The 21,436-nt window shown below is 46.9% G+C and carries 35 protein-coding genes; 2 read left to right on the top strand and 33 right to left on the bottom strand.

Annotated elements, in window-relative coordinates:
• Nucleotides 1–7 precede the first annotated feature (7 nt).
• The 16 genes from LRL21_RS06955 to LRL21_RS06880 form a co-directional block, all read right to left on the bottom strand.
• Nucleotides 8–409, bottom strand: coding sequence for a phage structural protein (locus LRL21_RS06955; protein ID WP_240415027.1), 402 nt, complete (start codon nt 407–409; stop codon nt 8–10).
• Between the two features lie 15 nt (nt 410–424).
• Complete coding sequence (locus LRL21_RS06950) at nt 425–1,435, bottom strand: DUF3383 family protein (RefSeq protein ID WP_240415026.1); 1,011 nt, start codon at nt 1,433–1,435, stop codon at nt 425–427.
• A 2-nt stretch (nt 1,436–1,437) separates the two neighbouring features.
• The gene (locus tag LRL21_RS06945; RefSeq protein WP_240415025.1) at nt 1,438–1,929 is read right to left on the bottom strand and encodes a phage neck terminator protein; all 492 of its coding nucleotides are present in this window, start codon (nt 1,927–1,929) and stop codon (nt 1,438–1,440) included.
• Complete coding sequence (locus LRL21_RS06940; protein WP_240415024.1) at nt 1,922–2,308, bottom strand: hypothetical protein; 387 nt, start codon at nt 2,306–2,308, stop codon at nt 1,922–1,924. The genes LRL21_RS06945 and LRL21_RS06940 overlap by 8 nt, the downstream gene beginning before the upstream one ends.
• Nucleotides 2,305–2,925, bottom strand: a complete 621-nt coding sequence (locus LRL21_RS06935; protein ID WP_240415023.1) for a phage virion morphogenesis protein — start codon at nt 2,923–2,925, stop codon at nt 2,305–2,307. Before LRL21_RS06935 ends, LRL21_RS06940 begins: the two co-directional genes overlap by 4 nt.
• Entirely contained in the window at nt 2,925–3,257 is a 333-nt protein-coding gene (locus LRL21_RS06930) for a DUF4054 domain-containing protein (protein WP_240415022.1), read from the bottom strand. Before LRL21_RS06930 ends, LRL21_RS06935 begins: the two co-directional genes overlap by 1 nt.
• Nucleotides 3,258–3,269: 12 nt before the next feature.
• Nucleotides 3,270–3,650, bottom strand: coding sequence for a hypothetical protein (locus tag LRL21_RS06925; protein WP_240415021.1), 381 nt, complete (start codon nt 3,648–3,650; stop codon nt 3,270–3,272).
• Nucleotides 3,650–4,561: a DUF2184 domain-containing protein gene (locus LRL21_RS06920; protein ID WP_240415020.1), complete on the bottom strand. Its 912-nt coding sequence runs from the start codon at nt 4,559–4,561 to the stop codon at nt 3,650–3,652. The genes LRL21_RS06925 and LRL21_RS06920 overlap by 1 nt, the downstream gene beginning before the upstream one ends.
• 29 nt (nt 4,562–4,590) lie before the next feature.
• Nucleotides 4,591–5,058 carry a structural cement protein Gp24 gene (locus LRL21_RS06915; protein ID WP_240415019.1) on the bottom strand — a complete coding sequence of 156 codons (468 nt, stop codon included), beginning with the start codon at nt 5,056–5,058 and terminating at the stop codon, nt 4,591–4,593.
• 3 nt (nt 5,059–5,061) lie between these two features.
• Nucleotides 5,062–6,168, bottom strand: a complete 1,107-nt coding sequence (locus LRL21_RS06910) for a DUF2213 domain-containing protein (RefSeq protein WP_240415018.1) — start codon at nt 6,166–6,168, stop codon at nt 5,062–5,064.
• Between the two features lie 59 nt (nt 6,169–6,227).
• On the bottom strand, nt 6,228–6,506 hold the full coding sequence (locus LRL21_RS06905) for a hypothetical protein (protein ID WP_240415017.1): 279 nt from the start codon (nt 6,504–6,506) through the stop codon (nt 6,228–6,230).
• A gap of 80 nt (nt 6,507–6,586) precedes the next feature.
• Complete coding sequence (locus LRL21_RS06900) at nt 6,587–7,369, bottom strand: phage head morphogenesis protein (protein ID WP_240415016.1); 783 nt, start codon at nt 7,367–7,369, stop codon at nt 6,587–6,589.
• A gap of 4 nt (nt 7,370–7,373) precedes the next feature.
• Nucleotides 7,374–8,750 carry an anti-CBASS protein Acb1 family protein gene (locus LRL21_RS06895; RefSeq protein WP_240415015.1) on the bottom strand — a complete coding sequence of 459 codons (1,377 nt, stop codon included), beginning with the start codon at nt 8,748–8,750 and terminating at the stop codon, nt 7,374–7,376.
• Between the two features lie 17 nt (nt 8,751–8,767).
• Entirely contained in the window at nt 8,768–10,336 is a 1,569-nt protein-coding gene (gene terL, locus LRL21_RS06890) for a phage terminase large subunit (RefSeq protein ID WP_240415014.1), read from the bottom strand.
• Nucleotides 10,323–10,796: a transposase gene (locus LRL21_RS06885; RefSeq protein ID WP_240415013.1), complete on the bottom strand. Its 474-nt coding sequence runs from the start codon at nt 10,794–10,796 to the stop codon at nt 10,323–10,325. The genes terL and LRL21_RS06885 overlap by 14 nt, the downstream gene beginning before the upstream one ends.
• Nucleotides 10,797–10,840: 44 nt before the next feature.
• Nucleotides 10,841–11,026 (bottom strand): hypothetical protein, encoded by a 186-nt coding sequence (locus tag LRL21_RS06880; protein ID WP_240415012.1) that lies wholly within the window; start codon nt 11,024–11,026, stop codon nt 10,841–10,843.
• Between the two features lie 91 nt (nt 11,027–11,117).
• Between LRL21_RS06880 and LRL21_RS06875 the strand changes: the two genes are divergently transcribed.
• The gene (locus tag LRL21_RS06875; RefSeq protein WP_240415011.1) at nt 11,118–11,282 is read left to right on the top strand and encodes a hypothetical protein; all 165 of its coding nucleotides are present in this window, start codon (nt 11,118–11,120) and stop codon (nt 11,280–11,282) included.
• Between the two features lie 259 nt (nt 11,283–11,541).
• Here the strand turns inward: LRL21_RS06875 and LRL21_RS06870 are convergent, their stop codons facing one another.
• The 6 genes from LRL21_RS06870 to LRL21_RS06850 form a co-directional block, all read right to left on the bottom strand.
• Nucleotides 11,542–11,892 carry a hypothetical protein gene (locus tag LRL21_RS06870; protein WP_240415010.1) on the bottom strand — a complete coding sequence of 117 codons (351 nt, stop codon included), beginning with the start codon at nt 11,890–11,892 and terminating at the stop codon, nt 11,542–11,544.
• Between the two features lie 10 nt (nt 11,893–11,902).
• Nucleotides 11,903–13,222, bottom strand: coding sequence for an IS4 family transposase (locus LRL21_RS06865; protein ID WP_240415009.1), 1,320 nt, complete (start codon nt 13,220–13,222; stop codon nt 11,903–11,905).
• Between the two features lie 277 nt (nt 13,223–13,499).
• Nucleotides 13,500–13,949 (bottom strand): ArpU family phage packaging/lysis transcriptional regulator, encoded by a 450-nt coding sequence (locus LRL21_RS06860; RefSeq protein ID WP_240415008.1) that lies wholly within the window; start codon nt 13,947–13,949, stop codon nt 13,500–13,502.
• An 87-nt stretch (nt 13,950–14,036) separates the two neighbouring features.
• Entirely contained in the window at nt 14,037–14,162 is a 126-nt protein-coding gene (locus LRL21_RS45555) for a hypothetical protein (protein ID WP_275900624.1), read from the bottom strand.
• A 26-nt stretch (nt 14,163–14,188) separates the two neighbouring features.
• On the bottom strand, nt 14,189–14,461 hold the full coding sequence (locus LRL21_RS06855) for a hypothetical protein (protein WP_240415007.1): 273 nt from the start codon (nt 14,459–14,461) through the stop codon (nt 14,189–14,191).
• 12 nt (nt 14,462–14,473) lie between these two features.
• Complete coding sequence (locus tag LRL21_RS06850; protein WP_240415006.1) at nt 14,474–14,716, bottom strand: hypothetical protein; 243 nt, start codon at nt 14,714–14,716, stop codon at nt 14,474–14,476.
• A 101-nt stretch (nt 14,717–14,817) separates the two neighbouring features.
• Here LRL21_RS06850 and LRL21_RS06845 point away from each other — a divergent pair, with 101 nt between their 5' ends.
• Entirely contained in the window at nt 14,818–14,997 is a 180-nt protein-coding gene (locus tag LRL21_RS06845; protein ID WP_240415005.1) for a hypothetical protein, read from the top strand.
• A gap of 29 nt (nt 14,998–15,026) precedes the next feature.
• Here LRL21_RS06845 and LRL21_RS06840 read toward each other — a convergent pair whose 3' ends face one another.
• The 11 genes from LRL21_RS06840 to LRL21_RS06790 all read right to left on the bottom strand — a co-directional run bounded on the left by LRL21_RS06840 (nt 15,027) and on the right by LRL21_RS06790 (nt 21,413).
• Nucleotides 15,027–15,344, bottom strand: coding sequence for a hypothetical protein (locus LRL21_RS06840; RefSeq protein WP_240415004.1), 318 nt, complete (start codon nt 15,342–15,344; stop codon nt 15,027–15,029).
• 82 nt (nt 15,345–15,426) lie between these two features.
• Nucleotides 15,427–16,446 carry a DNA cytosine methyltransferase gene (locus LRL21_RS06835; protein ID WP_240415003.1) on the bottom strand — a complete coding sequence of 340 codons (1,020 nt, stop codon included), beginning with the start codon at nt 16,444–16,446 and terminating at the stop codon, nt 15,427–15,429.
• A 70-nt stretch (nt 16,447–16,516) separates the two neighbouring features.
• Nucleotides 16,517–16,687, bottom strand: coding sequence for a hypothetical protein (locus LRL21_RS06830; protein ID WP_240415002.1), 171 nt, complete (start codon nt 16,685–16,687; stop codon nt 16,517–16,519).
• A gap of 25 nt (nt 16,688–16,712) precedes the next feature.
• Nucleotides 16,713–17,471: a hypothetical protein gene (locus LRL21_RS06825; RefSeq protein ID WP_240415001.1), complete on the bottom strand. Its 759-nt coding sequence runs from the start codon at nt 17,469–17,471 to the stop codon at nt 16,713–16,715.
• Nucleotides 17,472–17,485: 14 nt separating this feature from the next.
• Complete coding sequence (locus LRL21_RS06820) at nt 17,486–17,998, bottom strand: DUF1064 domain-containing protein (protein ID WP_240415000.1); 513 nt, start codon at nt 17,996–17,998, stop codon at nt 17,486–17,488.
• Between the two features lie 3 nt (nt 17,999–18,001).
• Nucleotides 18,002–18,157: a hypothetical protein gene (locus LRL21_RS06815; protein ID WP_240414999.1), complete on the bottom strand. Its 156-nt coding sequence runs from the start codon at nt 18,155–18,157 to the stop codon at nt 18,002–18,004.
• Complete coding sequence (locus LRL21_RS06810) at nt 18,147–18,551, bottom strand: hypothetical protein (protein WP_240414998.1); 405 nt, start codon at nt 18,549–18,551, stop codon at nt 18,147–18,149. The genes LRL21_RS06815 and LRL21_RS06810 overlap by 11 nt, the downstream gene beginning before the upstream one ends.
• Nucleotides 18,548–18,766, bottom strand: coding sequence for a hypothetical protein (locus LRL21_RS06805; protein WP_240414997.1), 219 nt, complete (start codon nt 18,764–18,766; stop codon nt 18,548–18,550). The genes LRL21_RS06810 and LRL21_RS06805 overlap by 4 nt, the downstream gene beginning before the upstream one ends.
• Nucleotides 18,763–20,172, bottom strand: coding sequence for a replicative DNA helicase (gene dnaB, locus LRL21_RS06800; protein ID WP_240414996.1), 1,410 nt, complete (start codon nt 20,170–20,172; stop codon nt 18,763–18,765). Before dnaB ends, LRL21_RS06805 begins: the two co-directional genes overlap by 4 nt.
• The gene (locus LRL21_RS06795) at nt 20,126–20,503 is read right to left on the bottom strand and encodes a hypothetical protein (RefSeq protein ID WP_240414995.1); all 378 of its coding nucleotides are present in this window, start codon (nt 20,501–20,503) and stop codon (nt 20,126–20,128) included. Before LRL21_RS06795 ends, dnaB begins: the two co-directional genes overlap by 47 nt.
• On the bottom strand, nt 20,481–21,413 hold the full coding sequence (locus LRL21_RS06790; protein ID WP_240414994.1) for a hypothetical protein: 933 nt from the start codon (nt 21,411–21,413) through the stop codon (nt 20,481–20,483). Before LRL21_RS06790 ends, LRL21_RS06795 begins: the two co-directional genes overlap by 23 nt.
• Between the last annotated feature and the right edge of the window lie 23 nt (nt 21,414–21,436).

Raw genomic sequence — 21,436 nt, 5'->3', positions numbered from 1 at the left:
CCTCCCATTATTCCTGCGTATAATCAAAAACTTGAATTTCATACTCTCTATCCTCATCTTCATTAGAAAATGAAGAACTGCTTGGCTTTTTGACACGACACTTGCTTCCACCAAACTTTTCTTTAGGTGAGTTGTTAGAGATAACCCAAACCGGAACAAACTCTTTACTGTTGGCCAAACCGTTTAAGTATGCAACCGACGGCGAAGTCTGTTGGATCGTGATGGTGACTGTTCCGAGAGGGTTATTCACTTCGTTTACAACAACATCACCCTGAGCGCCTACGCTAGTAGTGAAGTTATCCTCATCTTTCTCGCCCTGAACAAATGTGCCATCCGCAAAACCCGTTATAAACGTGCCATTAACGGTAACAGTGACACTTTTTGCATCGAAACTATTTAAATTCGACATGTCTCTTTCCCCTTTCTACACCGATATAGTGCCTTTAATTGGATCAACCGAGTGGATTGCTCCCGCAAGTTGGAATGAAAACTTACCGCCTGTCAAAACCCTTGCTGCTCGGTCTGCTGCGGTTGTCTCGCCCCTTGTCGGAAAATCTGTTGAATACATGGGCTTCCCGGCCTCATCCCCTGCGATAATGCCCTGAGTAAACCCAGCTTGCAGAACAGTTCTGACAGCCCCCTCGATTAACGATATGCCTGCATCGGTATAAGGGATCTTGTCCTCGCGGTTCAAAAGGAACTGCACACTATTCTCGATATTGACTTTAACCCAATCCTGAGCCATGACATTATCAATGTATTCGCCCTCCACGACGACGCCCTCTGAGGTGCTGTTCGTTCCTGCCTTCGTAACATAAGTAACAGCCCCTAGCGCATGAATAGCATTCAGTTCTGTTGCATCGATTGCCATTGGCTGAATACCTGTCAGTGTTCTGAATTTCCATGTAGCGCTGCCCACCGGAAGAGCACCTGTATCTCCTACCCATGCCGCTTCAGGGTAATTCGTGGTCGTGGTGTGATAGAAAACAGCAGTGCGCATGTAATCCTCTGCCTGAATGGTGGCAAGATCTGTCTTGCTGCTCGTGCGGGTGAAGAACATTCGCTTTCCTTCTGCTTCGATAGCATCAGCGATCTGTACTACATCTGTTACCGTGTTTGTGATGGCGATAAGGAAATACCAGTCCGCGGCGAGAACCCTTACCAGCGCATCAGCCAGCGTTTCTGCTGTTGATCCGGTCTTCCTTGCTATAATGGCAATCTCCCGCGGCGAATTATCGCCCTGACCAAACAATGCCGCAGCTGCTTTATATTCTTCTGTACTTGCGATGTAATCCACTGCCACTGCCGTCAAATCAGCGTATTTCTTGTAAGCCGCTCCTGCTGTGCTGGTTCCGAGTATGAGAGGCAGCCCGAAACCAATCAGGCCTGCTGGCTTTTGCAAATCGATAATGACTCTTACATCTGAAATTGGCACGATCATTCCTCCTTCGTAATTTCTGCTTGCTCAATATAACCCGTTCCTGTACCTGCAGGCTCAAAAAGACGGTCAATGACTCGGATTCGCACATCCAAGCCTTGCCGCCTTTCGTAATGTTCTGCCAAAAATACGCTACGGTTATCGATAGATCCAATGTTCACCACCACGATTCCGATATCCCGTAGATCGTCCCGAGCCGTCCGGTCAAAATGTTCAACCAGCTTCATGCATAAATCCATAGTCTCATCTTCCTTTTCAGAGTAGGCCGTAAAGGAAAACACCATTTCCACGGTCTTAGTACGAGTCCGACCGAGCGCTGTTGTGACGTCGATTTCATGCTGGCTCTGAGCGATCCGCGGTGAGGTAATGGTATACGTAACATATGGGTAATCCGGCACATCGCCTGTCTGATCGACACGGATCAGCGGGCACTGGAGCTTTTGGTAAGCCCCTTTGATAATCGGATTGCGTATAGCTGGGATATCAAACAACAGGGTCACGCCCCTTGGTATCCACCCGCTTGATGATAAATATATCAAAATCGGCATATTCATCGTAAGGTATCTGCTCCACGACAAGGTATTCCTGCCCTTTGTATATTACACGATCATCCCTAATTAATTCCCGTGGTTTCTGCAGGTAAATCTTGCAATCATCCCGCGTATACACGCCCCCAGGAGAGAACTGGAGGTCATTCAGGTCCTTGTATGTCAGCGCAACGATTATTGCCGTCATTTCCTCTGGCTCGCCATATCCTGATACCCAAATACCGCCGTTTTCATAATCGTAATGGCCCTCGCCCTTCGGAATACGTTGGAATGTAGCTACCCACTCGCTAAACAACTCATTAAAGTCCATGATCTGTGTCACTTCCTCACCACCCTATAGGTAATGGCTTGACGCAGCTTTCCGGTATCAACTAATGGGTTAGTGCTTCCTTTTCGCTTCTTGGTGGCATGCGCATTCGGCGGATTATGAAGAGCTGTTATCTTAGCTTGTACATCAGCTACCATGCGAGCCCCCAGCCTGTCATATAGCTGCTTTGGTGTGGCTTTGTACTTGAGCAGCAATTCCTCCATCAGCTTTTCGAAGTAACGGTCCCATTCCCTTTTCTTTTCGTCAAAGGTGGAACGAATGAAAGAACGTTCTGGTATCGTTACGCTCTCCACTAAATAAAACATGACCTCAAGGGTCCCGTCCGGCTTTGCAACTGCAAGAATTTTCTTACCTTTTGGCCTGAACAGTTCTTTCCCGAAGTCTCTTGCCCCTCGATCACCCGCTGCTGCAGTAGGAATTGTTAAGAATTGACCTTTAGGTTTTATGGTTAATCCGTATTCGTGAACATTGGCGATCATCTGAATGAATGAATCTGCCCCGAATACCCCGACCTCAACGCCATACTTATCCAGTTCCTTCATGTGCTTCTTGAACTTCACCCAATTTGAAATGCGATCAAAAATACTTACACGAACGCCACTAGAGGCCATTAGAGCACCATTAATCCGATCCTCGGACCCTTCCCGGTTAGCAAAGCAAGCAAGCGATTGAATTCGTCAAGATACTCCGAACCACCTACGCTATCTGCGCGTGCATATTGTACCTGTAAATCTGCTGCCTTTTTCAAAATAGCTCTCCGGATGTTCAGAGTAGCCATATGCGCAGCAAGATAGCGGTTTAGACGTTCCGCTTTTTCGTCCGGAACACCATACAGGTTAATTACATCGTCGTAAGCATCATCAACATACAACTGTAGGTCTTCATCTTTCATACCTGTAAGGTGCGCAGCTATACCACGAACTTTTTGAATAGTTGTTTTCATGACGCACCGCCTTTACTCGTTGTCGTCGCCTTCCTTGGCCTTTTTCTTGGCCTCCTCGATCTCTTTTTCAATCGTAGCTGCCTGCTTGGAAATGATATCAAGGACCGATTTACGGTTCTTGCCTGCCTCTTCTTCCTTGAGCAGTGAAGCCAGCAAATTCAAATCAAATGTGTCCTTAATCAAAGCTGCTGCTTCTCCATTATTCAAATCAGCCAATGTCTTTGCTTTGCCATCGATCTCTTGAGCAACAATTTCCCCATCATCGATAAGTTCCTGATTGAGAGAATCAGCTTTAAAGATAGCCCATTCCCCATCCGTGATGTTATTGACGCCCGGAATCAACCGGACGCCTCCCTGACTTCTTACAAAATCCCCTTTGTTATGAACGATCATTAGATACCGTCTCCTCTCGCAATAGCCATGGGATAGCGAACGATAACGCCGCCGCAACGTTCTTCAACCGCGATTTTCCAGCGCGGGAACTTCCATTCAGGGTCATGGCGAATCATATCCATTGGAAGCAGTAACTGAACAACCTCAGGTGATCCGTCAAAGATCAGCATACTATCAGAGCCAGCCGTCCCCTTTCCTTTTAAATCAGCAACCCTCAGAATGCGCTTGAACCACCCGTAAGAATTGATGACCTCTCTTAGAGTTCGAGAATCGTAATCGCTATACCGCTCGTCAAGCGCTTCGAATTGCGTAACTGGCAAAGCCAAAGTTAAGCTCCCATTTGATTGACCCGGCAAAACCGTGATCAGACCTTTAAGGATGCGGATATCCTTAAGAATCTCTGCTGGAGTCTTTGCAGACCAAAGCTTGCTGGTACCAGCTGCATTATTTGGAACATTGGTCACTTGGATTCCTACAGTGTTGACGATACCCTTAATTGCATAATCGTCATCACCAGCCCATACTAAGCGATTTTCTTTTTCGGCTACGGCCCTACGTGCAACAGCCGCTTTAGCAGGGTCCACAGGCATATTTACCATGGCAGCTGCGCGTAGCTCCTGAACCGTGTATGAGAACCCTGTTACAATTGAATAGATGCGTTGGAACTCTCTGCGCATATCCAAGTCAACCAAAGGTACGTCATCGGCATTGTTGGCCAGAATCTTAGCAACTCCTGACCGTGTCATGATGTTGTAGGCGTAGGTTTCAGCACCGGCAGGAATATCCGTTTTCAGGCTGATTGCTTGGCGTGCTGTGAGCTCTTCGTATTTCGGTTCGTACAGCGTGTTGTCCACCGCTTCAAGATCAAGCGGCCTAATTCTTGTTGTGATCGCATCGTTTGTCATTGTCATCTTCTTGGAGCACCTCCATTTTAATTTGATTAAGCATTTGGCAGATTCAATTCAAGGATCGCAAGGCCATTCGCCAATGCAGATGACTTAAACTCTCCAACAATAGCCGAAATCGTTGCCGTTCCGGTTGTTGAAGGTCTGAAGTTACCTGTGGTGTTGTCTGCAACAGCAAGATCGCCCTTTACCACATCTTCCAGCACTTCGACCCAAATGCAGCCTTTACGAAGCGCGGAAACAGCGTCACCGACTACATACTCACCTACTGTAGTCGTGGTACGATATTCCGCATAATGGTTAGCCATTGCCACGCCAATCACCTTGCGAGTACCTGCGTATACCTCGCCTTTGTTCTTATTGGTAGCCGTATATTGCACTGCTTTACCCCATGGGATTGTCGCAGATGCAGCCACCGTGTCGGCATGATGTTCAGGATATAGAGCAAGAGTACCTTTGCCGCCAACCTCACTCATGTATTGCGGATAGCTTGAAATGGGCATGACTTATTTCGCCTCCTTATTGTGCATATTCAAGCGAGCTGCACGGTTCTCATCAACCTTTTTCTGGCTGTCTGTGCTATATGTGCCGCCTGTAGCCATGTGGTTAGCTCCGATAGAGGAAAACCCATCTGCCTTGGAACGTTCGACTGTAGCATCATAGAAAGCATTCACATAATCGTCGGTCTTGCCATCGGACTTGAAATCCGCACCCTTCACTTTTTGAATCACGGCCAGCTTCACATCACGGTCATTCTTGCCGGTGAAGTTGAAAGAATCTCCAAGGAATGTCTTCGCAGACCCAATAAGCTCCACCCTTGCAGTAACAGCAGCGTCCAGTTGATTCGTGAGGGCGTTTTTCTTGGTATCCTCAAGCTCTTGCTTGGTTGTATTGAGTGTTGCTTCCAAAGCGTCATAGCGCCCTTGCAGAGTATCTACCGTAGCCGCTTTTGTTTTAGCTGACTCCAATTGAGCCTCAACTGCATCCAAACGAGATTTAACTTCGCTTGGCACTTCAAATTCTTTTCCGTCAATCGTATACTTTGCCATTGTGATCGTTTCATCTCCTTTGTCGTTTTCGTCAATCTCATATGCTGAATCACCGCGGATCGCCACCGTCGGACCCGCCCGCCCTTGCTTAGTGATTGCAATATGATTAATTGCTATGTTGGTTTGTTTTGCATCGTAGCGCTGCCCCATGTACTCGCCAGGCTCGCTGATCAAATCGGTTTCAAAACCTATGGAAATCTCCTTCTGGTCACCAGAGCGAATACGTTGGATCAATGCCGGGTCCGTGACGGTCATTGAGATTTTAAGCATATCTCCCTCGACCCGACTATCGGTGTGGCTGGTACCCTTCGCATACTGCTGCCAATTGCGAGAAGTGACTGGTTCCGGCGGGTGTTCGTCGGTAACGGGCTTTGCACGAGCTGTGGATACTGCCAAATCGCTGAATATATCCTCCGGCAGCTTCGCTTCATACCGCACCTTTCCGTCACTCCTGCGGTAAGGGAAGACGCCCGGGCGCGTTATAGCAGCGGTAACGGTCAGGTACCCAGCGGCATCGTCAGCAAAGTCCAACACGGTAGCGCGGTCATATCGTTGCTGCTTCATTGCTTTTGTTCACCTCCTTCCGGGCAATTAAAAAAGCACCCTCCGGCGCTTTAATTTCTTTATTTTATTGGTACTCCGATTAGATATTCTTCAATAGTCCATTTATGTGATGGGTTGTTTTTTCTCCCAGGGACAATACATTCATGTTTGAAAACATCATTCATGGAGTAACCTTGATTTTTAAGGTGTTCTCCTATTCTTTGCCTAGCCTCTTTCAATCCACCTTTGTATTTCTTAACTATTTTGAATAACTCGTTAGGAACTCCATTGATGTATTCTTTAACAAAATAGTCCCCAGTCACTCTCGTGCCCGTAATCTTAAAATAACGATCTTTCAACGCGTTCATCCTCCTTCGTCTACTAACACACATTGATTATACAACGGAAAATTAACGATTCTCAGGAAGTTTCACACAATTTATTCCTCATCATCTACCGGATAAGCAACACACCTGCAATTAAAAGGTACTCCTGGCAGCTTACCAGCAGGCGGTTGATCGTAGGGGTATATCTTGCCGTCATACCCTCGGTGCTCTGGCCTGACCCGCTCATCATGGCTTGTAGACCACTTGAACCGTTTGAATCCGGCATCTTGGTGTCTCTTTGCTGTGAGCTGCCCTGTGATACTGCCCGTTTGATCCCGAGCTATAAACTTGGCTCGCTGATAGCTTATGTTGGCAGCCTTACTGATCTCCTGCGCCATGTCGGTAAGCTTTTGCCCGTTCTTGACGCCCTGCATGACAATAGATTCCACACGGGCAGCGTAATCGTCCTGGAGCTTTGTAATGTAACTGACGTTCTCCTTGACCGACACCTTCATATAGTCGTTTATCCACGGTTCTCGTTCGGTTGGATCGAATCCTCTAACCCTGCCGTCAAATTGGTTGTTGACCATGCGTTTATTGAAGAAATTAACGCGGCTTACGAACTGAGAAGCGACCTCAACAACCTTGGCCGGATTGAATATCTGCGCCGCGACACGATCCTTGGCAAACTTCAAGGCGTTCCAAATAATATCCAGCGGACCATCAGCACGGTAACTCTCGTTTTGGTAAATCCTCACTTCCTCAGCAATAGACTTTAGTAAGGCAGCGTACGTGATGCTGTGCATCTGCTGTATCATCTGTGCCATCGCCCGTGAATAGCTGGCTGCAACAGCATTCGGGAAGCGAGTAGGTGGTATAATCATTCGGCGTGCCATGTGATCACTCCCCAAACCGTTCGCTTGCCCTTTTCAGCAGCTCGTCTAATTCCTCTTGGGCAAAGATGAGGCTGTCCGTTTTTAATGCAGTCTCAGACGATTCCAGCTCAGGGAACCGTTTCGCCTTTACCTCATCAGGATCCAGTACACCAGCGGTTATATAAATGTTGTCTGCCTCAGCGTGCATCTTCCTGATCTTAGCATCCGTTTCCTGATCGACGTTCCACAGTGGATTAAAGACAAGCTCCCATTCAACGTTATCGGGATCGATGCGACCGCCAACATCGTCGGAACACAGCATGAGGTATCCAATCAAACGCTCCGCGTGTGGTCTTAACTCTGTCTCCTGTGCGGCCGCGATACGAGAGTAGTAGTTCATCACATCATACTGTGCGCCTGTGATCGTGCCGCTTTCCTGCCCCTTGATTACGCTCTTAGGCATCTTGGCAGATCCGGCAAGAGACTCCCATACGAAGTCGAGCAGATCCTTAATTCCCGCCACATTGGTTGTAACTTTGGTTAACTCCTCATCCTTACCGATCAAGGCTAACGCTTCAGTGCGGAACATAAAATCTGCAAGCATGGAGAATTCTTGCTTGTCCTCCTTATTCATGTGGTCCACACCCGGGCTCTTGTATGCTTTAAACGTAAAGTCATAAAGGATTTGCCCCACACTCCATAGCGCCGTATCGAACACCGTCAGCACATCATACATAGGCTCTATGACTGATTGACCTTGCAGGTCCATCTCTAAGCGCCGTGTCTGGTCGTGGAAGAGGCGCGACCGATGAACATAGCCGTTATCATTTCCTGCGATCTGGCGCCCTATCTGACTGCGCCTGTTTATCTGGAATTGCTCGACTTGCCCGTATGTCGGACTGAACATGTCCTCGTTGACCTGGAAGCTGCCGACCTTATAGGAACTGAACGCGTGCAGGTAATCAATGCGCCGAAGCTTCAACGGGTCAAGCGGTTGGGCCAGTGTGAAGTTTGTCGCCTGATTCGCTCCAATAGAAACAAAGCCGTCACCATGCAGCCGTTCATAGCGTCGCATGTCCGTGAAAGCTTCCTTGGCGTTCAGGTCCCGCAACTTACGCATGAGCAGCCCATTCAGCTTCTCATCCTTCATTTTCAGCTTGAACCAGTTACGGACCAGATCCTCAGCAGGTATGTCGATGATGTTTTGTACGAACTGATTCGTGGCGTAAAAAGCGGCAAGCTCAGGGTGAGAAATACGATTATACCCAAGCGGAATCCGCTGCCTTGATAAAGCGTCCTTTGCTCCCGCCTTCCCATGGCCGACCAAGAAATCATTCCTCTGCACAGCATTAGCCCGGCTACGCATGCCGTCCAGCCTTGATTGCGTGTCTCTATCTTGCATCTATTTGGATAACCTCCTTATCTCGATAGCCGTCTTAATCGATCTAACGGATTGGCAGCCTGTTCATTGATCTGTTCAGCCAATCCCGTAGTCGCATCAGGAGCATCATCATTTTTGTTCTTGCCTTCCTTCTGATAAGTGGTCATGGCTTCGTAATACTCAGGCCATCGATCTTTCCAATTCGCCGGCATGTAGATGTGTTCCATCACGAATGTACTATTTGAAAGGATTCGCGCTACTTTGTTTTTGGTTTGATGAAACCACTTGACAATGACAGACCTTGTTTTATACTTCTCCCAAATGATTCGCTCAACGGCTCGTGCGAAGCCGCGGCCCCCGTTATTGGATTCAATAATTGCATCATTGACGCCATTCTTGACAAGCATGTCCGCAGCAGCTGGCTCGGTTACTTCCATGCCCTCTTTCGTATAAAGCACATCTAGCATGTACAATTCTCCTTTGTAAACTCCAGCTGCAGGCTGACAAAGATAATCGTTACCCGTGTCAGCTGTATCCGTGTACGAGATAATTCGCTCAAAAGCAACTTCTCCATTGGAGAAGCGAGGAATGTCCTCATAGGTTTTGAACGATTTGTATAGCCTACCTTGGATATCGACGGGCTCCTGGTGATAGTTGGCCCGGAAGATAGCAGCGTCTACATTTGTTTTAAGGCTGAGGTAACGCTTTTTAGAGAGCAGGTCTGGACAAAGCATATTTCCGTCGTCGTCCATGGCTACAAGCTTCAGCACGAACCATTCGTTTGCTTCAGGTCCGGAAAGAATACGACCGCAAACGTCTTTTTTGGCCCATCGAGTCATGTTGACGATTTCTATACCGCCCTTGCCCTCATCCTCCAAACGGGAAAGGAATGTGCCTGTATACCAGCGCCAGATCACGTTGAGCCTGTTCTCGTTATAAGCTTCCTCAGCATCCTTTACAGGGTCATCGACTATGGAGATATTACAACCTTTACCTGTGATGCTCCCGCCGATCCCAGCTCCCTTGTAATTAAAAAACTGACCATCCAGCGCCCATTGCTGATAGGACCCATTGCCATCTTTGATGTAAACGCCCGGGAAAATATCATTGAATATAATCTCATGCGGGAAGTTCTTGGTTTCATCAATGCCGTCCCGGGTGTAACGACTGAAATCGCTCGCCTGATCATCGTTGTAGGAACATGTAATGACACGGTTCGCCTGATCCTGCCCGAATGCCCATTTGCAGAAGTTAACCAGCGTGCGACTCTTACCAACCCGTGGGGGAAGATTCTGCATGAGGCGCGTATAAGTATGATGATCCTGGAGTTGTTCAAGCATTTCGATATACTCACGGCCCTTGATAAACCAAATAGGCGCTATCTCAGCACATGCCTCGATAAACGCCTCTTTAGTAAGTTTCCGATCATACAACGCTTGAAGGATCCAGCAGTTAAGCTTCAGGTGCCAACGGTTTTCCTTGTAGAAGCCAGGGCTTTCCGTTTTGCAATACTCCCACAAGGAATCCCGGGCTCTTCTTATTCGCTTCTCTCTTTTCAGGGCAAGCATTTTCTCCTTTTCATCCCGGGTCAACTCAATCGTCGCCATAACTCTCAAGCTCCTTTTCAAGCTCTTCATCGCTCAAATGGCTATAATCAACTACTGTACTCACAACGCCACCGGAATGGTTGATATGCTGCTTATCCCGCCAGTTCTTAGGGTCGCGGTTTTTGAGCCAGAAGATAGCAGCTGTCACGTTCGGAGGTTGGACCTTCTTGGTTCGTTTGGTAACCTGCCATTCTCCATTGATAAGCTCTTGTGTCTCTTCGAAATATTCAAAGCCATTAGCAGCCCTATTGAGGCTGTTTGTGACCTCGTAGTCCGCCTCTTCCTTGGATTTCTTTAGGGCTTCCGATAATTCCGAATATTTGTCCTTGTATAAATTGAATGTTGAGTAGGCGATATTGAGATTCTTGGCTATTTGCCTATCAATCAAACCAGATTGAGCCCAGCTTTTGATTAGATCAAGCTTAGGCTTAACGTTTATTTCCCACTTACTCTTAGCCATGACCACCACCTCACTTTGTTTGTTGGCAAAAGAAAAAGCACCGGTTAGGGTGCCTCGGGATCTATCTTTTCAAAAACTGCTAAGTTACCAGATGTACCAATCCTGTTTGTTTGTTGTGTTAAGCTATGAAGTCTATACCCATCATCCGCCATTTTATTAAAAAGATTTTCAACATGAGCGGCTGCATATTCGTTCGAAACAGCAACAGTAAATACTACTTTGTATTTCAAGCTATCACCCCCCCACCATCACAATTCGACAAAAGGAAGGATTTACCTCTTTTCCCGTCGAAAGTAATAGGTCTAAAGGAGGTGATTTAATTTGAACACATTGGAATGGGTACAAAATCTACCAGTACGTGACATTTTGATTGGCAGTATTTTATCTGTCATAGTCTTGACCCTGCTTGTATGCATGGCAATGGGAATCGTTCCTTTAGCCGCGGATAATTTTCAAAAAGGTTTATTGAACTGGGGAAATCATTAGTACAGTAGGAGCCGATCGAAGGCTCCTTTTATTTCCGATGATCTCAATTACCCCAAACGCATTTTACGCATAATGCAGGCTGCTTGGATGTTTCTTTATCTGTAAGTCTCTTCATCGCTGCAGCACCTGCAATTCCCTCTGATAGGCCCATACAGACAATTGGCATAACTCACCCATGAATCTTCGACTTGTTCTGAAATACAGGTTCCTATCGCTGAGTAGCCGTGAGATCCTTTGTTCGAGCCATTCTATTCGTTGTTCATTTGTTAATGCATTCACGCGGCACCCTCCCCTCGCCCTCAATGCGTGATATTCCCAGCACGGTAAACCGCACGTATCCAACTTGTATCGCAAAGGTGTTAATTTGAATGAAGGTGTTCACCCCCATCAAGATTTCGGTACCACCGACAGTTGCGATTGGTAAATGGATAACAAAAAAAGGACACCATCGGCGCAATGTCATTAAGTTAATCTCAGAGACAAGATCGTGAATAGAAAATGAATCTGAAACGGCATGGGAAAAGCCCTGTGCCGTTTGTTTTTTGTTGCAAGACTGAAAAATGGGTACAGCAAACAAACGGATGGACGATCCGCTTAAAAAAATGTTCATATGAATCGAATTATGCTACTCTGTAGACGAAGCTGACAGCTGATTTATAGCGGATTTTGCGCGTGTTCTTTTGTCCCGGGCGAATGGGTCGAATCGGCAAAATGTTTTTGCGAATCAGCGCTTCAACATCGAGCGGGGGTTCATCACCTCGAGAGCGTAAGAATTGTCTACAAACGTGAACGGCGACCGTGAAATTGACTTGATATTGATGCCGTTTATCCATTTGCGAAATGACGACGTGCGAGGTCATCATTTCAGCGAAGTTGTAGAGAATCATTCTTGCATAAATCTCTTGGGCGATGAACGCTTGCTTCTTTGTGTGAAAACTCGTCAGACCAACCGTGTATTTTAATGCCCTAAACGAGGTTTCAATGTCCCATCGCATGCGATAAAGGGACCTGAGTTCATCGGGCGGGAAGTCCGCGGCAGAAAGATTCGTAATGACGGTTTCATAAGCGCCGTCAGGTAGGACGAAACGAACAACCCGAAAAGATAGCGGGTAAATCATGTTCTCATGCGAATCCAAAAAATCAAATGTAGAATTGGACGGAAGGAATTTGTACCCAGGATAAGCCTTGAACGCTTTGGTTTGTTTTCTGGTAAGTGTCAGATGAATGTCCCGATCAAACTCTCCGCTAGCGGGCAAACGTAAGCTAGACAGAATACCACTGGAATCCAAATCCTTTACCCGAATGACGTAGTTCCACCCTTTACGTTCAATATGCGCGAAATTGTTGTAGCTTTCATAGCCTCTGTCCGCAATCACAATGGTTTTGCTCTTGATGGGCGAACGATCAACCATGGTTGCCAGCGCGCTTCCCTCGTTACTTAGCCTTCTTGGCTGGACAAGAGCATCCACGTAAAGTCTGCTGCATAGGTCGTACGCTGCGTTCAAATGCAGGAGGTTATAGCCTTTCGTGTTGGGTTGGCTTTGAAAGAAGCTGTTCTTGTCAGCTGGATCCGTTGCGATATGTAAATCCGAACCGTCAATGGCAAGTAATCGATACCCGCGGTAATCCTTGATATCCCTGTACGTTTGAGTGAATTTATGAAATAAGCATTCTACAGCAGACGGCAAAATTTTATTGCGTTGTTGGACAAAAGCGGAAGTCGTTGCCGTGTTTACGTCATAACCTTGCGATTCCAAGAGCTCCTTGTATATGCTGTTTCCGCCCATAGAGATCAGAAGTTGCATCATCGTTTCGAAGGACAGCTTTCTCTTCCGGGTAAAGTCTTTTTCGGGGTTTTTGACATAAGGCGCTGGTGCCGCTGACATCTCTTGAATGAGGGTTGTCAGCGTTTCTTTTAGTGAACTCGCGTAAGCATGCATGGGCGAAACCTCCTCGTTTTTTCAAGGGGCTTCGCCACACATTCCCAACTGCTTGTCAAGGCTTATTTGTCTTTTGGGGTACAAAAAAAGAGCGGGCTATCTATTCGATAACCTGCTCTTGCTTTTGAATATTGGGCACACGCTTTAACTTAATGACATTGACCATCGGCGCCCCTCATTTGTTCGTATCCAATTTTGCTACAATACAATCATACCACGCCTTTCGTCAAAGGATCGGTCATAAAGCGGCCTCAGAATGGCCTTAGAGCGGACGTGTTTATTCATCTCTTAAAACTACCAATCCGAGTATTCCGGCCAACCTGTAAACGGCAAGAGACTTCATACGGCGGTAATGTCTGCCTGAGTAACCAAGCTCTTCAGCTGCATCTGTGTCAGTAACATAATCATCCTCCATGAAGCGCACTCTGATTAGTTTCTGATGCCTGGAGCCAAGCCTGCAGATTGCTCTCTCGGCACGTTCAATGTGTTTGGCACGGCGTTCTTGCTCCTCTATATTATGCATCGCTATATTTTCAACCGGTGAGCTTACGGTATTTGTATTACCGTGGTACCGTGGCTCATAGCTTGGTGTTGTCTTTTGCTCAAGAGGGATGTATTCGGTCACTTGGTACTCCCGAGCTTCGCCCAGGTACTTCTCTACGGCGTCCTTGGTTGCTTCTTCGTCTATTTGATATATCGCCATTGAAATTTGCATCTGTTTTGCCATGTATAATCCCATCCCCCGTGTTATAATGGTAGATGAGAACAGTTATTCCCCAGCGCCTCCGACCAAGGCACACGCTGGGGAATTTGTTTATTCTTCTGAATCCGTAACCGGTTCCGCATAATCCTCTGGAGTATGTTCACTGACCCCGATGATCACACCGTTTTCGTCCCTCTTGATAAAGATTAACTCCTGCTTCCATTTATCGGGTTTCATTCCCTATACACCGTCCTATCCCCAAATTAGTCAACCCAGCAAATCAAGTGCGGACCATTATAGATGTAATCTTTGCCCAGGAATTCAGCAAATGTCATTTCGTTGTAATTGCCGTCATCGGCTTCAAACTTGCATGTTTTATCTAAGGATATTGTCGATACTTCGAGCGCTTCATCAGCACCGTAGAATCCTGCTCCAGCACGTTCTAAATGATCATTCACAGCCTCTACTTCCGTACTTGCGACAATGATTTCTGGTCTGTCTAAACCAACTGAGAATATTTGATATGTTTTTTCCATGTTTACACCGTCCTATCCCTCTCCATCAATTTCCTTAACCTTGAACAGCGCTTCTGTGGCGATAAGTGACTCTGGAGATAATTTTTCAAGAGCTTCCATCATGACCTTTATTTTCAGTTCCATCGCCGCCTTCTTGCCTGCTTTTGTTCGGCATTTTACGCAACATACCCGATCAAACCTATCGAGGGTCCATGAGTCCTCCCACACAAGCTCATCGCAATAAGGGCAATCACCCATGATGATTCCGCTTGCCATGGTCATCTCTCCTTTGATAGATAATGAGCTTAATATCCTTTATCATGCGAGTTTATTATTTTATGGTATACTACCAATAAATACCTATAGGCAGGTGGATCATGATGTTAGATTATAAAGAGATTGAGACTTATAAAAAAATTCGCATTTTACAGTATGAGTCCGAAAATGGTTACCGAGCTGACTTGGGCACAAAAAGAACTAAGTTAGTTGACACTGTAGAGGAAGCCAGAGAATTGATCGATTTCTACCACTCTCCTCCTTATAACTGGGATAAGTAATCATCCACCCATCCGTATCAGGTTATAGATTAGCCCTTTAGCGGCTGGGGTGGTCTACGGCTCCATCTTGCTTTAGGACGATTTTTCAGTCCTGCTAGATATTTTTCGAATTCGAAGTGAAGATTCTTTTTCGCCATTTTAATGGCATCTTCCCTAAACGGAGCCCATCCTATAGCTGATCCACTCATTGCGCATGATACGCGCCATTCAGGTAAATCTTTACCGTAATATCGATGTGTAAAGAAACGAAATCCTTTGTACCGGAATACTTCCTCTCCATCGGTTTCGGTGAAATGAACAACACTGCTCCCATTGTACCGGATCACTACTTTAAATCGTTCAAGCATGCTTGTACCTCCTTTGATTGTAATGCCCAAACCTGCTGCGGCTTGGGCGGATTCAGTCGAATTGATGGCCTGACGGCAAGAGCTACACCGTCCACATCATGTCATCGATCTGCTTTATTGCAGCTAATATCGGATAAATCTGTTGAGGCACTACGGCATTTCCGAGTGCTTTAAGTCTGTCCACCCGCTGGGGAACCCCATTAGCCACTCGACCCACGTCGGGTTCAATTGCCCACTGTTCCCCTCCCGAAGGAGTGCCCCAGGTACTGAATCCCGAGTTATCTGTGATGGTGGCAGCGTGCTGTTCTTTGCGTCCTGTGCAGTCGGTGTCGGGTACATCTTCACAACGTCGTTTAGATTCGGGCTCCATCCCTGTTCGCGTTTCCTTTGAGATCTCGGTCCGTTCGGATCGTCCCCAGATCGATAGTCCCGGGCTTGTGGGGTCGGAAAGAGTTTCACTGCTGCCGGTAGTCCATTGCGCGGTTCGTTCGGATTGATGTTCCCGCGTTTCTCTGCATCGTTTGCCCTGGGTGTCGGCCACATCTTGACCGCCGAATGTAAATCTGGTGTGTGCCGCCTTCTCTCTGATGGACAATCCCCCCTGATCGATGCTTTTGGGGTGGGCCACAATGAAAACTCTGTCTCTTCGATGTGGGGCGTTGACGGCTGCAGCCGGAATAATAATCGATTCCCAGGCGTAGTCGATACTGTCCAAGTCAGCAAGCACGATGTCGAGCCCCAATGTGACGTGCCCAGCAACATTCTCACCAACAAACCACCGGGGCTGTATGGCTTGTATAAGACGGAACACTTCAGGCCAGAGGTGACGGTCATCTTCCGTGCCTTTTCGGTTCCCGGCATTACTAAAAGGTTGGCAAGGGTATCCCCCGTGAATAATGTCAATTGTTCCGATTCCATCAGCTTCTAGCCTCTCTTTCGTAAGCGTACATACATCGTCGTAGATTGGTACATTGGGCCAGTGCTTCCGCAGCACCTTTTGTGGGAATGGCTCGCGTTCGCAAAAAGCTACTGTCTTGATCCCAGCCCATTCACATGCCAGGTCTATGCCACCGATGCCGCTGAATAGGCTGAGTGCCTTCATCGTTGTACCTCCTTATGTTTAATCCGCTAAGGCCGACAAGGGTCTAGTGGGGGAGGATGTACCTCCCAAATTAATCAATACAGATCACGCCTCGGTTAATCCGGTCAAGGTCTGCCACCTCAGCAAGCTTTACAACGACTGCCTTGCCATCTACCAGCCAGACCCGTTCCTCGCCAACCTCTAGACCGTGTACGTCTTTTTTAAAATAGATCCATTTATTCGCGTTAATCGTGTCGTTCATGCTGCCTCCTAAGGGGAAGAGCAGCCTAAGCTGCCCTTTTTTGTTCGATGATAATTTGCTTTACACGTTTACGAAGAGTGCTCAATTCGGCTGTTAAGACGCCGGTTGAAATCCCGAACGAGTTTGCAATTTCACGCCATGTCTCATTCGACTCATTCTTACGTACCAGCAGCTCTGCGAAATCATATTCGATATCATCATATTTCGGCTGCTTCTGGATGATGTAAGCATCCACTTCCTTGGATGTAGGCTCGTGCTCAATATCTTGCTCAGCATCCGGTTCAGACCCTTCAAGCGAGCTTTCCAGATCGTCATCATTGTTGTCCTCGTTAGGGTCGGGCCATAGGTCCTCTTCATCTCCGTCTGTGTCCGAGTCGAATTCTGATTCTTCTCGCTGATCTTCGTCCGATTCATCAGTTTCAACATTTTCGCCTTCTGCATTGTCCTCAGTTTCGTTCTGGTCCTGCATTTCTGCCTGCCCATCGTCGATAGGTTCAAGGCTCTGCACGATTCCTTGACCGTCCACAGTGGCTATTTTCTTAGGCTGGTTCAGAAGCCAAGCAGCGCGTCGGGCATCTTCTTGTCTGGCCTCTGCTTCTTCGTCAAAATAATCATCTAGGCTCATTTGGTTGTCGCCAAGTGCAAATTCGACTTCTTCTGAAGTATCTTCGAAAAATCTGGCATTCCGGAAGAAGTCCTTTTTGCTTATTATCATGACGATTTTGACGTTCTTCTCTCCGACTGCGATTGTGCCGATTGTTGCTTTCCCTTTTGCCATAACCATTTTAAATCATCCTCTCAACTCGATTTTTTTAGTTTGTCTTCTTCGCGCTTTTTCTTGGTATATTCCTCAATCGTGATCCAGCCGCCGAATTTCTTGACATGCTTCATGACAACAAGCGGTGGGAATTCGGGGAATGCAGCATCAAACATTTTGCGCTTGATTGGGAACTTCTGATCCTCCATGCCCTTCACGTCGATGAATCGAACCTTACCCGAAGCGATATAAGTGATCTTGAAGTCCGGTGAATAAGTGATAGGCTGATGCTTAATGCCGCCCTTCTCCAGCTTTGGCAGCAATGTGAATTTCGGCTGCATTTCTACGGTGATCAATCCTCGCTGCACTTCGGGCAGCAATATGTCCCGGTAAAACTTGGCCTCCAGCTCACTATCGAAAACAACCGCATCAATCAGCCCTGTCTCCTTAAGCTTTTTTAATTCGGCGGCCGTCACCTTGACGATCACGTTCTTTGTGATATACAAAATGGCCTTCGACGCATTGTACTTGGTTTTGACTTTTTCTTCTGTCACGCCCTACACCGCCCTTTTGATCCGTATTTTTCCCTTCCGCGTGCTTCGGGTGTACTGGATATGTTTGAGATGCACGACATACACCTCGGCCAGAATCTCATTGCCCTTACCGATGATCAGAAACGGGTGATACTCCTGCTCAAGCAGATCAACCTTCACGGGTATGCCTCCAATCCGAAAACAAGCCTATTGGTGCTTTTTTCACCTTACCATCGCTATTGGTTGGAGGTTTATAAGCTCCATAACGCCGTTCGATTTCCTCTTTAGACATATAGCTGATGGTAACTGGGCTAGCGGAGTGGCGATGTACTGGTAACGGCGGGCGACTGGCTAAGATCGGCATTACAACACGACCTTCTTTCACATCTTTCTTGGACGCCTTACCCAGTTTGCGTATTGGCCATTTCTCCGGATTCAATCTTCGTTGCTTTGCGATAAATTTATATAATGTGTTCACATTGATATCGATCTGGTCAGCAATATCATCAACATGCACGCCAGCCATGAAGAGTTTGTGCACAATATCTTCATCAATTATTGATTTGGGGTTCAAGCTCCTCGCCTCCTCGGTCTTGTATAACCTTTGCCACGCCATTTCCGAACTGGTTGCCGTGTGGTAAGTACGAATTCGATAATGCCCTCTGCAAGCTCGGATTCTGGTAGAGACTTTCCAAAGTGCCTTTTGATTTGATACAGGGTAGGAACAACGCCGTAGAACATGTACGATTGCTTAATCCACTCATATACTTGCCAGCGATTGGCTTTCACGCTCCGAACCTCCTCCGGTTGTCATATGCCTTCTTAGGCGGTGGAGCCTGCTGAGTGCCTGCTGTCTCCTGGTGCACATGATCGAGTGTGGCAAACTTGTTAAAGCTTTTGAGAAATGCCAATTCCACTGTGCATAATGAGCCGTTTCTTTGCTTAGCAATGATAATTTCGATAATGTTTTTTTTTTCGGATTCCTTGTCGTAGTAATCATCCCGATACAAGAAGGCGACTATATCGGCGTCTTGCTCGATTGAACCCGACTCTCGTAAGTCCGACATCATCGGTCGCTTTTCCTGCCGCTGTTCCACGCCCCTACTGAGCTGGCTCAATGTGATCACTGGACAATCCATTTCACGCGCGATTTGCTTGATTGTACGGGAAATTTCAGATACTTCTTGTTCCCTGTTTTTATGCCCACCCGAACCTGCGATAAGCTGCAGGTAATCTATCAGGATCATGCCAATTTCGCCCTTTTCTTTTTTCAGCCTGCGGCACTTGGCCCGAATTTCACTAATCGTGATTGATGGAGTGTCGTCGATGTAAATGTCAGATGCCGCTATGATGCTAACTGCCATAGCAACCTTTTCCCAATCTGCAGGGTCCAGCATGCCTGTTCGCATTTTGTTAGCATCCACATTAGCCTCTGCGCATGCCATCCGCTGTACTAGCAAACGGGCGCCCATCTCTAAGCTGAATATAGGCACAACCTTCTTTTGGATGATGCCGACATTCTGCGCAATATTCAGAGCAAAAGCTGTCTTACCTACGGATGGTCGAGCTGCAACGATGATGGAATCTTGCTTTTGAAACCCCGCTGTCACCCTATCCAAATCTGGAAATCCTGATGATACGCCTGTAACACCGCTTTTATTTGGGGAAGAAGCTACAACTTCGAGATTTTCATAAAAATCCAAGCACACATCCTTAATCATTTTGAAATCCGCACCCTTGACTGAATGATCTTCCAGTTTAGTCTGTACGGCTTGCAGGTTGGCTATGATCTTGCTGGTATCTCCGCCTTGCTTGGCTTGTTCGTGCAATTCCTCAGTTTCCATGATGGCGACGCGCTTGTGATATTCACCAAGAACCAATCGAGCATAATAATCAATATTGGCTGCAGTGGTTGCCGCGTCCAGCAGGGCATTCAAGTACATAACCCCGCCAACTTTCTCTAGCTCCCCGCCGTCTTTCAGTTTAGTCAACATGGAAGAAATCTCAATGGGAGCTCCTTCACTTCGCAAGCTTTTCATGGCTCGGTAAATTCGGGCATGCTGCTTATCAAAAAACGCTTCGCCTTTCAACCATTCGATATCGTCCAAGGCTTCATTGCTGAGAAATATGGCTCCCAGCACAGTTTGCTCAGCTTCGATGTTCTGTGGTGGCTTGATTTCTGGTTCCTGATCCAAGCTGCCTCATCCTCTCCTTGATGTGATCCGGCGGTGGTACAGCTGCCTTACTCCATTTTTCCAAGTTGTTGTTGTGCTCCTCAGTCATGGATTTTAAAAACTCATGCCGATGATCTTCACGATCAACAAGAGGTCTGGACAATCTAGCAAGGCTCGGCAGCCATTTTTCTTCGGTGGCATGATACTGCTCAAGGTTGGCAAGTGCGACGTCGAATTCTACGTTCTTCAATCCGTCTTTATACCAAACTTCACGCGTTTTTTCGCCTGACAAAAAGCTGGGATACCGGAATTTAATTTCCTCAAACAGCTCAATCACTTCCCACATTTGCAAGGCGTTTCGCCTCCTCCTTCGCAATTCTAAGCTCTTCTAAGTCTTGTTCTTGTTGGCTTTTACTGTTTTTACGAGTTCCAAGGATGACCCCGTCCGTCGACCCGGCGGCAGTTATGGAATTCTCGTTCCTCCACGCTTCCCACAAAGCATTTTCGTAGTACAAAAAGCTGGTCGGAAGCTTGAAGGCATTCCCTTCACGTGCGCGCTTGGCCTCAAGGAGGCTCTCCATAGTTCGGATGGTAAAAGGGTTAGGCATACCTCCGGCGACCATCTTACCCATGGCATCGCGCTCATTTCGTTTCACGTGAATGTCAAAACGGTTGTTAAGTTTGCAATAAGCATTTAATAATTGCAGATACGGGTCTTCCTCGTTTTCATCAGATTCTGAAAATTCAGTAGTAGTAGTAGAAGTAGTACTAAGATCTTTAAAGTCTTTTAGAGGTGCCACATATGGCACATCACTATGCAATGAAGTGCCACTTTTTGTTAAATTCGCCTCATGATGTGCCATTATTGGCACTTCACTTTCGTTGTGATGTGCCACTTTTTGTATATCACTTTCTTGTGATGTGCCATTATTGGCACTTCTCTTTTTAAAGAGGTCTTTCTTATTTTTGGCAAGTTTTATGATGTATCCCCGGGCTGTCCGAACGGTCTCGATATATCCTTCATCCATTAATAGGGCCATATTCCGTTTAACGGTTCGTTCGCTTGTCATGGCTTCTTGGGCAATGCGCTCATATTTTACGATTGCCCCGCCGTGTACCAGTCCCCAATGGTTTCCCTGTGCGTCGATTTCCTCGCTAGTCACTGCATCAATGCACCATAGGAATTCCCACAAAGCAGGCCCTATACGTTCCCGGTGTTCGAAAAGACCGCTGGAGACAGGGATTATGTGATTGTCAGGCATGCATCTGTTCTCCCCCTCCCGCG

It is taken from the genome of Paenibacillus periandrae (assembly GCF_022458865.1).
Taxonomy (GTDB): Bacteria; Bacillota; Bacilli; order Paenibacillales; family NBRC-103111; genus Paenibacillus_S; species Paenibacillus_S periandrae.
The sequence above is the reverse complement of the archived record's forward strand: the minus strand, read 5'-3'. Positions and strand labels throughout refer to the sequence as shown.

Excerpts from the sequence above, each read along its gene's own strand:
- LRL21_RS06870 (WP_240415010.1), bottom strand. The coding sequence starts at position 11,892 with ATGAACATTTTTTTAAGCGGATCGTCCATCCGTTTGTTTGCTGTACCC.
- LRL21_RS06920 (WP_240415020.1), bottom strand. The coding sequence starts at position 4,561 with ATGACAATGACAAACGATGCGATCACAACAAGAATTAGGCCGCTTGAT.
- LRL21_RS06910 (WP_240415018.1), bottom strand. The coding sequence starts at position 6,168 with ATGAAGCAGCAACGATATGACCGCGCTACCGTGTTGGACTTTGCTGAC.
- LRL21_RS06855 (WP_240415007.1), bottom strand. The coding sequence starts at position 14,461 with ATGGAAAAAACATATCAAATATTCTCAGTTGGTTTAGACAGACCAGAA.
- LRL21_RS06850 (WP_240415006.1), bottom strand. The coding sequence starts at position 14,716 with ATGGCAAGCGGAATCATCATGGGTGATTGCCCTTATTGCGATGAGCTT.
- LRL21_RS06860 (WP_240415008.1), bottom strand. The coding sequence starts at position 13,949 with ATGGCAAAACAGATGCAAATTTCAATGGCGATATATCAAATAGACGAA.
- LRL21_RS06955 (WP_240415027.1), bottom strand. The coding sequence starts at position 409 with ATGTCGAATTTAAATAGTTTCGATGCAAAAAGTGTCACTGTTACCGTT.
- LRL21_RS06865 (WP_240415009.1), bottom strand. The coding sequence starts at position 13,222 with ATGCATGCTTACGCGAGTTCACTAAAAGAAACGCTGACAACCCTCATT.
- LRL21_RS06915 (WP_240415019.1), bottom strand. The coding sequence starts at position 5,058 with ATGCCCATTTCAAGCTATCCGCAATACATGAGTGAGGTTGGCGGCAAA.
- LRL21_RS45555 (WP_275900624.1), bottom strand. The coding sequence starts at position 14,162 with ATGAAACCCGATAAATGGAAGCAGGAGTTAATCTTTATCAAGAGGGAC.
- terL (WP_240415014.1), bottom strand. The coding sequence starts at position 10,336 with ATGGCGACGATTGAGTTGACCCGGGATGAAAAGGAGAAAATGCTTGCC.
- LRL21_RS06935 (WP_240415023.1), bottom strand. The coding sequence starts at position 2,925 with ATGGCCTCTAGTGGCGTTCGTGTAAGTATTTTTGATCGCATTTCAAAT.
- LRL21_RS06885 (WP_240415013.1), bottom strand. The coding sequence starts at position 10,796 with ATGGCTAAGAGTAAGTGGGAAATAAACGTTAAGCCTAAGCTTGATCTA.
- LRL21_RS06925 (WP_240415021.1), bottom strand. The coding sequence starts at position 3,650 with ATGATCGTTCATAACAAAGGGGATTTTGTAAGAAGTCAGGGAGGCGTC.
- LRL21_RS06895 (WP_240415015.1), bottom strand. The coding sequence starts at position 8,750 with ATGCAAGATAGAGACACGCAATCAAGGCTGGACGGCATGCGTAGCCGG.
- LRL21_RS06830 (WP_240415002.1), bottom strand. The coding sequence starts at position 16,687 with ATGAACGACACGATTAACGCGAATAAATGGATCTATTTTAAAAAAGAC.
- LRL21_RS06845 (WP_240415005.1), top strand. The coding sequence starts at position 14,818 with ATGATGTTAGATTATAAAGAGATTGAGACTTATAAAAAAATTCGCATT.
- LRL21_RS06835 (WP_240415003.1), bottom strand. The coding sequence starts at position 16,446 with ATGAAGGCACTCAGCCTATTCAGCGGCATCGGTGGCATAGACCTGGCA.
- LRL21_RS06790 (WP_240414994.1), bottom strand. The coding sequence starts at position 21,413 with ATGCCTGACAATCACATAATCCCTGTCTCCAGCGGTCTTTTCGAACAC.
- LRL21_RS06825 (WP_240415001.1), bottom strand. The coding sequence starts at position 17,471 with ATGGTTATGGCAAAAGGGAAAGCAACAATCGGCACAATCGCAGTCGGA.
- LRL21_RS06930 (WP_240415022.1), bottom strand. The coding sequence starts at position 3,257 with ATGAAAACAACTATTCAAAAAGTTCGTGGTATAGCTGCGCACCTTACA.
- LRL21_RS06900 (WP_240415016.1), bottom strand. The coding sequence starts at position 7,369 with ATGGCACGCCGAATGATTATACCACCTACTCGCTTCCCGAATGCTGTT.
- LRL21_RS06840 (WP_240415004.1), bottom strand. The coding sequence starts at position 15,344 with ATGCTTGAACGATTTAAAGTAGTGATCCGGTACAATGGGAGCAGTGTT.